Source organism: Streptomyces sp. NPDC029164 (assembly GCF_055563995.1).
Window position 1 is genome coordinate 37,583 of record NZ_JBVHWW010000005.1, and the last position, 12,196, is coordinate 49,778.

At 75.5% G+C, this 12,196-nt stretch carries 8 protein-coding genes; 4 read left to right on the top strand and 4 right to left on the bottom strand.

Annotated elements, in window-relative coordinates; translation table 11 throughout:
- Positions 1 to 275: 275 nt before the first annotated feature.
- Genes ACZ4VT_RS06760 through ACZ4VT_RS06775 form a run of 4 tightly spaced genes read left to right on the top strand, consistent with a single transcriptional unit; the run spans position 276 to position 8,351 of the window.
- Positions 276 to 1,529: a hypothetical protein gene (locus ACZ4VT_RS06760; RefSeq protein WP_467947245.1), complete on the top strand. Its 1,254-nt coding sequence runs from the start codon at positions 276 to 278 to the stop codon at positions 1,527 to 1,529.
- Positions 1,526 to 3,610: a VMAP-C domain-containing protein gene (locus tag ACZ4VT_RS06765; protein WP_467947247.1), complete on the top strand. Its 2,085-nt coding sequence runs from the start codon at positions 1,526 to 1,528 to the stop codon at positions 3,608 to 3,610. Before ACZ4VT_RS06760 ends, ACZ4VT_RS06765 begins: the two co-directional genes overlap by 4 nt.
- A gap of 32 nt (positions 3,611 to 3,642) precedes the next feature.
- Complete coding sequence (locus ACZ4VT_RS06770) at positions 3,643 to 4,737, top strand: AAA family ATPase (protein ID WP_467947249.1); 1,095 nt, start codon at positions 3,643 to 3,645, stop codon at positions 4,735 to 4,737.
- Positions 4,734 to 8,351, top strand: coding sequence for an SAV_2336 N-terminal domain-related protein (locus ACZ4VT_RS06775; protein WP_467947251.1), 3,618 nt, complete (start codon positions 4,734 to 4,736; stop codon positions 8,349 to 8,351). Before ACZ4VT_RS06770 ends, ACZ4VT_RS06775 begins: the two co-directional genes overlap by 4 nt.
- Before the next feature lie 13 nt (positions 8,352 to 8,364).
- On the opposite strand, the gene ACZ4VT_RS06780 is transcribed toward ACZ4VT_RS06775, so the two are convergent.
- From ACZ4VT_RS06780 to ACZ4VT_RS06795, 4 genes are all read right to left on the bottom strand, one after another.
- Positions 8,365 to 9,264: an ion transporter gene (locus ACZ4VT_RS06780; protein WP_467947253.1), complete on the bottom strand. Its 900-nt coding sequence runs from the start codon at positions 9,262 to 9,264 to the stop codon at positions 8,365 to 8,367.
- Positions 9,265 to 9,410: 146 nt separating this feature from the next.
- On the bottom strand, positions 9,411 to 10,181 hold the full coding sequence (locus tag ACZ4VT_RS06785; protein WP_467947255.1) for a thioesterase II family protein: 771 nt from the start codon (positions 10,179 to 10,181) through the stop codon (positions 9,411 to 9,413).
- A 37-nt stretch (positions 10,182 to 10,218) separates the two neighbouring features.
- Complete coding sequence (locus ACZ4VT_RS06790; RefSeq protein ID WP_467947256.1) at positions 10,219 to 10,422, bottom strand: acyl-CoA carboxylase epsilon subunit; 204 nt, start codon at positions 10,420 to 10,422, stop codon at positions 10,219 to 10,221.
- Between the two features lie 5 nt (positions 10,423 to 10,427).
- Positions 10,428 to 11,987 carry an acyl-CoA carboxylase subunit beta gene (locus ACZ4VT_RS06795; protein ID WP_467947258.1) on the bottom strand — a complete coding sequence of 520 codons (1,560 nt, stop codon included), beginning with the start codon at positions 11,985 to 11,987 and terminating at the stop codon, positions 10,428 to 10,430.
- Positions 11,988 to 12,196: the final 209 nt, after the last annotated feature.

A 12,196-nucleotide genomic window follows, 5' to 3' on the forward strand; every position in this document is an offset into this window, starting at 1 on the left:
GGGGCTGGGGTGGTGTTGTGCGTTGTCGCGGCGGGGGGGGGGGGGGGGCGGCGGGCCCCCCCCCCGCCCCCCACGCCTCGATCGTCTCCGCCGACTGGTACTCGCTGCCCCAGGACCTGGCGACGGTGGTGCCGCGCGGCCGCTCAGCCCCCCGGGGCCCCAGATCCCAGATCCCAGATCCCAAGGAGCCCCGAACTCCCGGTTCCCCGCCCCTTGTTACCCGCACGGCGCTATGGTGCGGGCGGGGGCGACTGTACGAGGGGGGCGGGGCGACGATGCGTTTTCTGTTGGTCCACGGCACGGGGGTACGGCGCGAGCGGCACGACCGCCTCTTCGCCCTGGTCCGGGAGCGGCTGACGGCGAGATTCCCCGACGCGGCCGTCGAATCCTGCTACTGGGGCGACCGCTTCGGCGCGACCCTCGGCGCGGGCGGCCGGTCCGTTCCCGGGCTGCGGAGGCCGGGTCCGGACGCCGAGCCCGACCCCGTGGACGCCGAGACGGCCGAATGGGCGCTCCTCCTCGCCGACCCGCTGTGCGAGCTGCGCGTCCTCGCCGAGGCCGGCTGGGAGAGCCGGGACGGCGACGACGCCGAGGACGACGGCTTCGCGATGCCCGGGGTCCGGTCCGCCGGCGCCCGGGTGCTCGCGCTGCTGGCCGCGATGCCGCCCGCGCCGCCCCGGGCCGGGGACGAGCTCGGCGCGCTGCTGCACGGCACCGGGCTCGCCGCGGGCTTCGCCGCCGCCCTGGAATCCACCGCCCGCTCCGCCGAGGCGGCCCGGGCCGGGGAACGCGCCGCCGGCGAGCCGCAGGCCCGGGAGCTGGCCACCGCCCTCGCCCGGGCCGTGACCGCCGCCGCGCTGGCCCGCGCCGGAGCCGAGGCCGACTGCACCGGCGCCGAACGGGACCGCCTCGTCGAGCTGCTCACCACCCGCCTCGGCGGCGACGCCCGGGTGCCCGGCGCCCGCGCGGCCGCCGTCCTCGGCCGGCTCGCCCTGCGGGTCACCACCCAGCCGCTGCTCAACGCCTGGCGCGGCTCGCTCACCGTCGGCGCCACGCCCGCGCTCGGCGACATCCTGCGATACCAGGCCCGCGGCCACGACCTGCGCACGTTCCTGCACGCCCGGATCACCGCCGACCCGGTGCCGACCGTACTCATCGGTCACAGCCTCGGCGGGATCGCCCTGGTGGACCTCCTCGCCCTCGCCGCCGCCCGCGGCGAGGCCGTCCCCGGGGCGGAACTGCTCGTCACCGTCGGTTCCCAGGCCCCCTTCCTCCACGAGCTCGGCGCGCTGGCCGCGCTCGAACCGGGCGCGAAGCTCCCGTACGGCTTCCCGCGCTGGCTCAACGTCTACGACCGCCAGGACGTGCTCTCCTACCTCGCCGGGCCGGTCTTCCCCGGCGACCCGCGCGTCACCGACCACGAGGTCGGCAGCCGGCAGCCGTTCCCGGCCTGCCACAGCGCCTACTGGAAACAGGACTCCCTCTACGAGCGGATCGAACAGGCGGTGGCCGAGGCGGAGATCGGGTGACACCCGCCGACTTCCTGCCCCCGGCCCTCGGGCCGGGGCGCACCTTCGCGCTCGTCGCCGGGGTCGAGCGCTACGAGATCAGCCACCACTGGAACCTGCGCGGTCCGGCCCGCGACGCCCTGCGCTTCGCCCGCTGGCTGACCGGTCCCGCCGAAGTGCCGGCCGGCAACGTCCGGTTGCTGCTGTCCCCGCTCGACGCGCCGGACGACCTCGACTGGACGGACACGCCGGCCATGGCCGCGCTGCGGACGGCGCACCGCCCGGCGACCGAGGAGAACGTGAAAGCGGTGCTGCTCGACGAACTCCCGCAGTGCGACGGCGACCTGCTGTGGATCTTCTGGGCCGGACACGGCTACCTCGGCCCGCGCCAGGAGCTGATGCTGCCCTGCGCCGACGCCAGCCGCGGCCAGATCAGACACCTCAACCTCGACTCGGCGCTCCGCTGGTGGCGGACCGACCTGGTCAAACCGCGCCGCTTCCCGCTCCAGGCCGCCCTCGTGGACTCCTGCCGGGTCGACGCGCCCCGCGACGCCCGGTGGAACTTCGGCACCACCGACTACGGCGGCGGCAGTTCGGTGCCGGGCCGCCGCCAGTTCCGGCTCTACGCCTCCCGGGAGGGCGAGGCCGCGCAGAACGACGCCGAGCGCGGGGCCGGCCGCTTCACCGAGGCCCTGCTCGGCGAGATCGGGCACCGGTCCCTGCGGGAGAGCGTCAGCGGGCTGCCCGGCGCCGCCCTCAGCATCCACCGCGCCTTCCAGGAGCTGCGCGAGCGCGGCGAGGGCTGGCAGCTGCCGCAGTTCGTGGTGGACCGGGACTGGGACGCGTGCTCCTTCCTCGACGACGAGCTGCCCGGGCCCCGGCTGCCCCGGGCCGCCCGGCTCGACCAGCGCGCCTGGGACGGGCTCGGCGCGCTCTTCGAGGGCCGCGAACCGCCCCGCGGCGCGCACGAGGCCTACGCCTGGGCGTTCAAGGTGGCCGGCTGCGCCACCCCGGTGCGCGGCGGACTGCCGGGGGACAGCCTCCTGGAAGTGGTCCAGGACCTGGACGAGCGCCAGGGTGGGCGCGGCGGGATGCCGCTGGCCGTGCCCTTCGTACGGTTCCTCGCGGACCGGGCCGGCAAGGCGGGCGACGCGGCCTGGGCGGACCGGCTGACGGACTGGGTGCACGCCACCCGGGAGCGCCTCGGCCTGCCCGCGGTGCCCACGCCCCCGCCTCCGCCGCGCACGACGGTCGTGCACGTCCGGCTGGAGGCGCCGCCGGGCGGCGGCCCCGGCCACCTCGCCCGGATGTGGCTGCACGGCGAACGGGCCGAGCACATATGGGAGTCCGAGGACGCGCCGGTCCGGCTGGACGCGGTACGGGAGGAACTCGTACGGCAACTGGCCCTCATCGGGGCGACGCCGGGCGGCAGCGGGGAAGCCGGCCGGCGGACGTACGGCGCGGTGGACCGCATCGAGTTCCACGTGCCGTACGAGCTGCTGGACGCCGACTTCGACCAGTGGCCGGTGCCCCACGGCCCGGCCGGCCGGTCCCGCGCCCTCGGCCAGCTCCACCAGGTGGTCGTGCGCTGCCCGCAGGAGCGGGCCGACACCCGGGCCGCATGGCACACCTCCTGGCGGTGGCTGTGCGCCCAGGGCGGCCGGCACCGCGACGCCGTCCGGGTGGTGGCGGACACCGAGGTCACGGACGCGCTCGGGCTGGAACTCGCCGACGGGCCGGCGCCCGCCTGCGTCCTGGCGCACACGACGGCGGCGCCCCACGCCGGGCTGCTGGAAGCCGTACTCGAAGGCGGGGTCCCGGTCGCCGTGTGGCGGCGCGGGGGCGGCGTACCGGCGCCCGCGCTCCTCGACCTGCTCGCGCCGGCCGGGCCGGACGGCCGGCCCGACCCCGGCGCGCTCGACGTACTGGACCTGCCCGCACGCGTGTGGGCCGTGCGCCGGGCGGCCGCGAAGGCCGCCGCGCGCGCCCCGCGCGCGGCCGCGGGAGCCGCGAGCGCCCGTCAACCTCCCTCAGGGGGAGACCAGTTGGTGCTCCTGTGGGACGATCCCGACGACGTGCCGGGCCTCCGGTCCCTGGCCTGACCCCCGACCACTGACAGACCGCGACACGGACGATGGAGGCAGAGGCAGTGGCGAAGGACTGGTGGCTGTACCACGGGAGCGGCCCCGGCGCGGACCGGCGCACCCGCCTGGAGGCCGGATCCCCGCCGCCCTGGCGGGACTTCACCGGCACCCCCGACCCGGGATACGAGCCACCCGGGTGCGAGGGACCGGCCTGGGAGCGCACCTGGCGGCGCGGCGCGGGCTACGTACCCGACGAGGCGGAGAAGGACGTGGTCAACACGGCCCTGTACCTGCGCCGGCCGCTGCTCGTCACCGGGAAGCCCGGCGTCGGCAAGTCCACCCTCGCCTCCAGCATCGCCACGGACCTGGGCCTGGGCCCCGTACTGCACTGGCCGATCACCAGCCGGACCGTGCTGCGGGACGGGCTGTACCTGTACGACGCCATCGGGCGCCTCCAGGAGGCCGGGCTGGAACAGCTGCGCACGCCGGGCGCGCACCCCGCGACCCCAGCCGCCGTACCGCCCCCGGACCCGGCCGCCGCCCCCGCTTCCGCCCCGTCGATCTCCCGCTACCTGCGCCTCGGGCCGCTCGGCACCGCGCTGCTGCCCCAGGACCGGCCGCGCGTCCTGCTCGTCGACGAGATCGACAAGAGCGACATCGACCTGCCCGGCGACCTCCTCACCGTCTTCGAGGACGGCGGTTTCCTCATCCCCGAACTCGCCCGCCTCGCCCAGGAGGACCCCACCGTCGCCATCGGCACCGACGACGACCCCGAAGCCGCCGTGCGGATCACCCAGGGCCACGTCCAGTGCCGGTACTTCCCCGTCGTCGTCCTCACCAGCAACGGCGAACGCGACTTCCCGCCCGCCTTCCTGCGGCGCTGCGTCCGCCTCCACCTGGAGCCGCCCGGACCGGAGAAGCTCGCCCGCATCGTGCGCCGCCGGCTGGGCGTCGACATCGAGGCGGGCGAGGAGTACCAGGAGCTCGTCCAGAGCTTCCTCGACCGCGGCGAGGACGGGGACCTCGCCACCGACCAGCTCCTCAACGCCATCCAGCTGCGCCTCGCCGGAGCCTGGTCCGCCCCCGGGGACCGCGACCGCTTCCTCGCCACCGTCATGCAGCACCTGACCGGGCCCACGGCGTGATCGAGAGGCTGCTCGCCGCCTTCGCCGAGGGCGCCGAAGACGGCGGCCCGCGCACCGGCGTCGGCGTGGAGGAGATCGCCGACATCCTGTGGCTGGCGGCCCGGGTGGACCCCGCCGGGGCCCGCCCGCCCGGCGCGCCCGCCGTCGGCCCGACGGGCGAGCAGCCGCCGGTCCCCGAACCGGCCCCGCCCGAGGCCGGTCCCGACATCCTTCCGCCACCCGAACCGGACCGCCCGGACGAGGGCCCGCCCGCCGTCCAGCTCTTCCCGGCCTCCCCGCCCGACCCCGCCGGAATGCCGGCCGACACCGCCGGGGCCCGCCGGGGCTCGCCCGTACGGCTGCCCCGCGCCGCCTCCCTCGACGATCCCCTCGCCCTCATGCGCTCCCTGCGCCCCGTCGGCCGGCGCTCCATCGGCGGCCCCGGAGAGGAACTGGACGAGCAGCTCACCGTCGAGCGCAGCATCGAGCGGATGGTGGCGACCCCGGTCCTGCGGCCCGCCGAGAGCCGCTGGCTGGACCTGGCGCTGGTCGTCGACACGCACCACTCGATGCTGCTGTGGTCGGACCTCGTGGACGAACTCCGCGGCGTCCTGACCCGCAGCGGGGTCTTCCGCGACGTACGCACCTGGCAGCTGACGGGCACCGGCCCCGGCGCCGCCCCGATGCTCACGCGCGGCCGCGGCGGCCCGCCCCGCAACCCGCTGGAACTGGCCGACCCCGCGGGCCGCCGGCTGATCCTCGTACTCTCCGACACCGTGGCGGGCGGCTGGCGGGAGGCACCCGTGCAGGGCATGCTCCGGCACTGGTGCGCGCACAACGCCGTGGCCGTCCTGAACGTCCTGCCCGAACGGCTCTGGACGCGCGGCGCCGTCCGGCCCGTCCCCTTCGCCGTCCGCGCGGACCGGCCGGCGGCCGCCACCCGCTCCTGGCAGCAGGTCCCGGCCACCCGGCGGTCCGGCGCGGGCCGCCGCCGCGCCGCCGCGGCCGCCGCGGCCGTCGTGCCGGTGGTCGGCATCGCCTCGGGCAGCCTGGCCCGGCTGGTGCGCGTGGTCTCCGGCGACGGCCGGTGGCGGCGGCTGGCCTGCCTGCGGCTGGACGCCGAGCCGGGGGCCACGAGCACACCGGAGGATTCCGCCCCCGCCCGCGCCCGCAGCGCGCTGGAGGTGGTGGAACGCTTCCGGGCGAGCGCCTCCCCGACCGCGCAGCAGCTCGCCGCCCACCTGGCCGCCGTACCGCTGACCCTGCCGGTGATGACGCTGGTGCGGCGCTCCCTGCTGCGGGACTCGGAGCACGGCCACCTCGCGGAGGTCGCCCTCGGCGGGCTCTTCGCCCCCTGGGGGGGCGCCGAACAGGCCACCGAGGAAGTGGAGTTCGAGTTCCTGCCCGGGGTGCGGGAGGCCCTGCTCGGCTCGCAGCTGCGCGGGGACGTGGCCGCCGTGAGGGAGCTGGTACGCCGCCGCGTCTGGGAGTTCATGTCCCGCAACCGGCGGCCCGCACCCGACTTCACCGCCGTCCGGGTCACCCCGGGCGGGACCGGCCGCCGCACGGTGGCCGACGAGGCCCTGCCCTTCGCGGCCGGGCCGCCGCAGGAGCCGGGCCTGCGGGACCGGGTCGTACGCGTCCGCTACGACGCCATGCCGGAGCCCCAGGAGGTCGGCACCCTGCTGACGCCACGGCTGGTGCTCACGGTCGGCGACGCCCCGCTCTCCCGGGGCGCGGTCGCCTGGGTGCGGGCCGGTGCCCGGGAGGTCCCCTGCCGCCCGGTGTGGTGGGACGACGCACTGCCCCGGGTCTCCCTGCTGCTGGCCGACGAGGACCTGGCGGACCGGACCGTCCGGCCGGAGCCGTTGTCCTGGGCGGAGGCGGACACGGGGACCGCGCGGGTCCGCGTCGACGGTCGTACGGACCGGGGGGAGCCCGTCGCGCTGACGGGCGAGGCCGTCCCGAACGACGGCGCCCGCAACGGCGAGCTCGTCCGGCTCTCCGCCGAGCCCGAGAGCTGGACGCACTACCGCGGCGGCCCGGTCTCCCACGCCGGCGAGCTGGTCGGCGTCGTGCACGGGGTCTGGCCGGACCGCATGGTGTTCCTGTCGGGCCGCGCGCTGCGGGAACTGCCCGGCTTCCGGGAGGCCATGGCCGAGCACGAACAGGCGGGCGAGGCGGAGGACTCCGGTGTGTGCCTGGCGGTGCTGCCCGGTGACGACGGCGTGTACCCGATCGGAAGCTCGCCGGACGAGGAGGTGAGAGACCTCATGCTGCAGCTCATGGGGGACGCGGACGTCACCCTCCGGCTGGCCGGCTCCGGGGAGGGTACGCCGAGGCTCGTGCTGCTGAACGCGCCGGGAGCCCTCGGCAAGGCCGGCCGGCTGCTGTCCGAACTGCCCCGCGCCATGGCCCTGTTCGCGAGCCGCAGGAGGGACGGCAGGCCCTTCTCCCTCCGCGTGGCCGTGGCCGCGGGGCCCACGCGAGCCCTCTGGGCGGGGAGCCGCGTCAGCGCCTCGCCGACCGCGTCCGAGGCCGTCCGGCTCCTCCGCCGGGTGGACCGGACCGGGTCGACGCCGGGTCCCCTCGCCGTGGCCCTGTCCCACTCCCTGTACGAGGAACTCGCCGAGCTGGTCGGTCCCACGGCGGTGCGCACCCTCGTGCCGGCCGGCGGCGCGGCGGAGGGCTGGTTGTGCACCGGCGACCCCGTCGAACTGGGCCTCGCCCTGACGGAGGCCGGTGAGCTCCAGGGCGAGGGCATCGACTGGCCGGTCTGCGGCCACCGTTCCGCGCGGTCCCTGCCCACCCCGTGCACGGGGATCCGGCTGCCCGGGTACGACCGCTGTCTGGCCCATCTCGGGCCCGAGGAGGAGCACGTCTACCTGGGGACCCTCGGGCCGGGATCCCCGGTGGACTTCAGGGGCACCAGGTTCGGCCAGGGCCTGCTCCAGCGACTCCTGGCGGCACTGCGGGAATCGCCTTCGCACCCGGTCAGGCCGGGCCCGGCGGACTTCGACCGAGCGTTCTTCGTGGACGACTGGAACGACGGAGGGATCGAGTTCCTGGCCCGTGCCTCCTTCGTCCGAGCCGTGTTCTCCGGGCGGGCCGGGCTCGGGGGCTCCACCTTTGCCGGGCCGGTCTCCTTCGACGGCGCGGTCTTCCTCGGCGTCGGCGACTTCGACCGCAGCCGCTTCCACCGCGCGGCCGGTTTCCGTCGTACGGAGTTCCGGGGCCCGGCGGGTTTCGAAGACAGCACCTTCCTGGACGAGGTCTCCTTCGCCCGGGCGGTCCTGGAGGCATCCGCGGACCTGGACGGGATGCACGTGGCCGGGAGGTCGGACTTCTCCCGCGCCCTGTTCTGCGGCCCGACCGGCCTGAGCAGAGCGGGCTTCGCCGGACCCGTCTCCTTCGCGTCCGCGACATGGGAGCAGGGGCTGCTGTCCACCGGTGCGGTATTCGAAGGACCGGTGGACTTCGGGAAAGCCACGTTCCGGGGACGGGTCCGTTTCGAGGGACTGAGCCTGCAGACGAGCCCGTACGACGGTCTCACCGACCAGTACGGCCGCTGGGACACGCACCGGCGGCCGGACGGCACGTGGGACATCCGCCTGCTCGACGTCGGGGGGACGTGAGCCCCCCTGCCGGTCAGGGCCCGCTGTGCGAGGCCTCCAGCTGCCGCGGCGGGCGGCCGTCCGCCGCGGTGAGGGTCGCCTCGATCTCGTCCAGGGCGCGGCGGGCCGTCGCGATGCGGTCCCGTACGTCCGCGTCGGTCGGCGGCGGCCCCGGCTGCTTCAGGTCGCGGTGGGCCGCGTCCTCGATCTCGCGCGCCTCGTCGAGGGAGTTGAGGACGACCCCGATGAGGACGTTCACCAGCACGAAGGAGGCGAGCAGCGCGTAGGAGGCGTAGTAGATGATGCTGAGCCGGGAGATCTGCAGCCCCGCCCGGACGGCGTCGGTCAGGCCGTCGAGGGTGGTCAGCAGGAACAGCGTGAGCATCGCGCGGCCCACCGAACCGTAGTGCTGCGGGTCGGAGTCGGCGAAGCAGACCCAGCCGACCATGGCGTACACGTACAGCACCAGCGCGCCGACGAACAGGAAGCTGGCGGTCCCCGGCAGGCTGCGGCCGACCGCGATCAGCAGGATGCGCAGGTGCGGCAGGAAGCGCGCGGTGCGCAGGACGCGGGCCAGCCGCAGCATCCGCAGCAGGGTGGTGTTCTCCCGCACGAGCGGGACGAAGGCCGAGGCGACGACCGCGAGGTCGAAGAGGTTCCACGGGTCGCGGAAGAATGCTTTCGGCCGGTCCGCGCACGCGCCGATGCGCAGCAGCATCTCCAGGCTGAACAGGGCGAGGCAGCAGTTCTCCGCGGCCTCCAGCAGCTGCCGGTGGTCCGCGGCGAGGCCGCTGTACGTCTCCACGCCCATCAGAGCGGCGTTGAGCAGGATCGCGCAGAAGACGACCAACCCGAAGGCGGGGGCCTCCGTGGCCACCCGGCATCGGGCTGCCAGCTTCATCCGGCCGCGTCCGGCCGGCTTCGGGTCTCTCATCGTGCTCCTCGTGCTCTCGTCTGCACCGCGGGCGAACGGCGGCCCACCTCTCTAACGCCCCACAGCCGATCGGGTTTCATCATTTTGCGCACGCCAACGCGCCGACTCGTGCGGGTTGTCCGCCGATCCGGTCCGGGAACGCGCGGCTAGGCCAGCCCGCGCCGGAGCAGGGCGATCACCTCGGCGGCGTGCTCGTTGAGGTAGAAGTGGCCGCCGGGGAAGCGGTACAGCGAGAAGGGGCCGTCCGTGTGGTCGGCCCAGGCCGCGGCCTCCTCGGCGGTCACCTCGGGGTCGCTGTCCCCGGTGAGCACCGTGATCGGGGAGGTCAGGGCGGGGCCGGGGCGATGGCGGTAGGTCTCGGCGGCCTTGTAGTCGCCGCGGATCGCCGGGAGCACCGAGCGCAGCAGTTCGTCGTCGGCCAGGACCGCCGGATCCGTGCCGTTCATCGCCTTTATCCGGGCGAGCAGCTCGGCGTCGGGGGCGAGGTGGACCAGCTGGTTCGCGCGCGGCCGCGAGGGGGCCCGGCGCCCCGAGGCGAACAGCGCCACCGGTGCGGGATCGCCGGCCGCCTCCATCCGCCGCGCCACCTCGAAGGCCAGGGACGCGCCCAGGCTGTGCCCGAACAGCGCCACCGGCCGGTCGCACCACGGCCGCAGCTTCGCGACGACCCGGTCCGCGAGCTCGTGCAGATCGTCGACGCAGCGCTCGTGGCGGCGGTCCTGGCGGCCCGGATACTGCACGGCCACCACGTCGGCGTCCGGGGACAGGGCCCGCGACACCGGGAACCAGTAGCTCGCCGAGCCGCCCGCGTGCGGGAAGCAGAACAGCCGTACGGGGGCGTCCTCGGCGGGGTGGAAGCGGCGCAGCCAGGCGCTGGTCGCCGTCGGGGTCGAAGGGGTCAGGGTCGTACGGGTCATCGTCGGTCGGTGTCCTTTCGGGGGAGGTGGTTCCGGCTCACCGCGCGGTCCAGGTGCCCGGCGGACGCCAGCCGCGGGCGGGACCCCAGCCGGCCCGGGCCGGGGGCGGCGGGGTCTGCGCACCGCCGTCGCCCGGCAGCCGGGCGACGGCGGCGAGCAGCGCGAGGAGGACGGCGGCCAGTTCGGTGCCGTCCGGTGCGCCGCGCACGATCTTCACGTCCGGTTCGGCCCGCTCGCTCATCGGGCTCAGAACGGCGGGTTGCCGTGCTTGCGTTCGGGCAGCGGCACGTGCTTCGCCCGCAGGACCTCCAACGAGTCCGCCAGCACCTGCCGGGTGGCGGCCGGGTCGATGACGTCGTCGACGAGGCCGCGCTCGGCGGCGTAGTAGGGATGCATGAGTTCCTGCCGGTACTGCTTGACGCGCTGCGCGCGCACCGCCTCCGGGTCGTCCGAGGCGGCGATCTCCCGGCGGAAGACCACGCCCGCCGCACCCTCGGCGCCCATGACGGCGATCTCGTTCGTGGGCCACGCGAACGACAGGTCCGCGCCGATCGAGCGGGAGTCCATGACGATGTAGGCACCGCCGTACGCCTTGCGCAGGATCACCTGCACCCGGGGCACCGTGGCCGCGCAGTACGCGTACAGCAGTTTCGCGCCGTGCCGGATGACCCCGCCGTGCTCCTGGTCGCTGCCCGGCAGGAAGCCCGGCACGTCCACCAGCGTCACCAGCGGGATGCTGAAGGCGTCGCAGGTCTGCACGAAGCGGGCGGCCTTCTCCGAGGCGTGGATGTCCAGCACCCCGGCGAGCGAGGCGGGCTGGTTGGCGACGATGCCGACCACGTGCCCGTCCAGCCGGGCCAGCCCGCAGATGATGTTGGTCGCCCAGTGGGCGTGGACCTCGAAGAGATCGCCGTCGTCGACGATCTCCTCGATCACCGCGCGCATGTCGTACGAACGCGCCGGGTCGGCCGGGACCAGCTCGGACAGCGCCCCCGTCCGGCGGTCGGCCGGGTCGCCGGCGGGCACGGCGGGCGGCATCTCACGGTTGTTGGACGGCAGCAGCGACAGCAGGTGCCGTACCTCCTCCAGGCACTCCTCCTCGGTGTCGTAGAGGAAGGCGCTCGCGCCCGAGACGCAGGAGTGGACCTGCGCGCCGCCGAGATCGTCGTGGCTGATCCGCTCTCCGGTCACCGCCTGCACCACGTCGGGACCGGTGATGTACATCTGCGCGATGTCGCGCACCATGAACACGTAGTCCGTCAGCGCGGGCGAGTACGCCGCCCCGCCCGCGCACGGCCCCAGCATCACGCTGATCTGCGGAATCACCCCGGACGCCGCCACGTTGCGGCGGAAGATGCCGCCGTACCCGGCGAGCGCGGTGACCCCCTCCTGGATCCGGGCCCCCGCACCGTCGCTGAGCGACACCAGCGGGGCGCCGGCCGCCAGCGCGAGGTCCATCACCTTGTGGATCTTCTGCGCGTGGGCCTCGCCGAGCGAGCCGCCGAAGATCCGGAAGTCGTGCGCGTACACGAACACCCGGCGGCCCCCGACCTTGCCCCAGCCGGTCACCACGCCGTCGGTGTGCGGTCTGCGGTCCTCCAGGCCGAAACCGGTGGCCCGGTGCCGGCGCAACTGCTCGATCTCGCGGAAGGTGCCCGGATCGAAGAGCAGGTCGAGGCGCTCGCGCACGGTCAGCTTGCCGCGGGCGTGCTGCGCCTCGGAGGCGCTCGGGGACGGGCCCAGCTCGGCGGACTCCTTGATCGCTCCTAGTTCGGCCACTCGGACACCGACATCGGCAACTGTCATGCTCCACCCGTTTCCTCGGCCGTCGGGGCGCGCCGATGGCGGCCCTGGGCAGTGCCCGCCATTGAAGGCGGCCGGGGGGCGCGCGGAGAACACCGACCACCCCCCTGACCGGGATAGGGGTGCCGTCCGCGGGTCCCCGGAGCCGGCGGGCGCGGCCGCCGCGGGCCGCGCTGCCGGCGGGCGCAAGCGCCCCTTAAGGACGTCCGCGC

Excerpts from the sequence above, each read along its gene's own strand:
- ACZ4VT_RS06790 (WP_467947256.1), bottom strand. The coding sequence starts at position 10,422 with ATGAGCGAGCGGGCCGAACCGGACGTGAAGATCGTGCGCGGCGCACCG.
- ACZ4VT_RS06770 (WP_467947249.1), top strand. The coding sequence starts at position 3,643 with ATGGAGGCAGAGGCAGTGGCGAAGGACTGGTGGCTGTACCACGGGAGC.
- ACZ4VT_RS06760 (WP_467947245.1), top strand. The coding sequence starts at position 276 with ATGCGTTTTCTGTTGGTCCACGGCACGGGGGTACGGCGCGAGCGGCAC.
- ACZ4VT_RS06795 (WP_467947258.1), bottom strand. The coding sequence starts at position 11,987 with ATGACAGTTGCCGATGTCGGTGTCCGAGTGGCCGAACTAGGAGCGATC.
- ACZ4VT_RS06780 (WP_467947253.1), bottom strand. The coding sequence starts at position 9,264 with ATGAGAGACCCGAAGCCGGCCGGACGCGGCCGGATGAAGCTGGCAGCC.
- ACZ4VT_RS06785 (WP_467947255.1), bottom strand. The coding sequence starts at position 10,181 with ATGACCCGTACGACCCTGACCCCTTCGACCCCGACGGCGACCAGCGCC.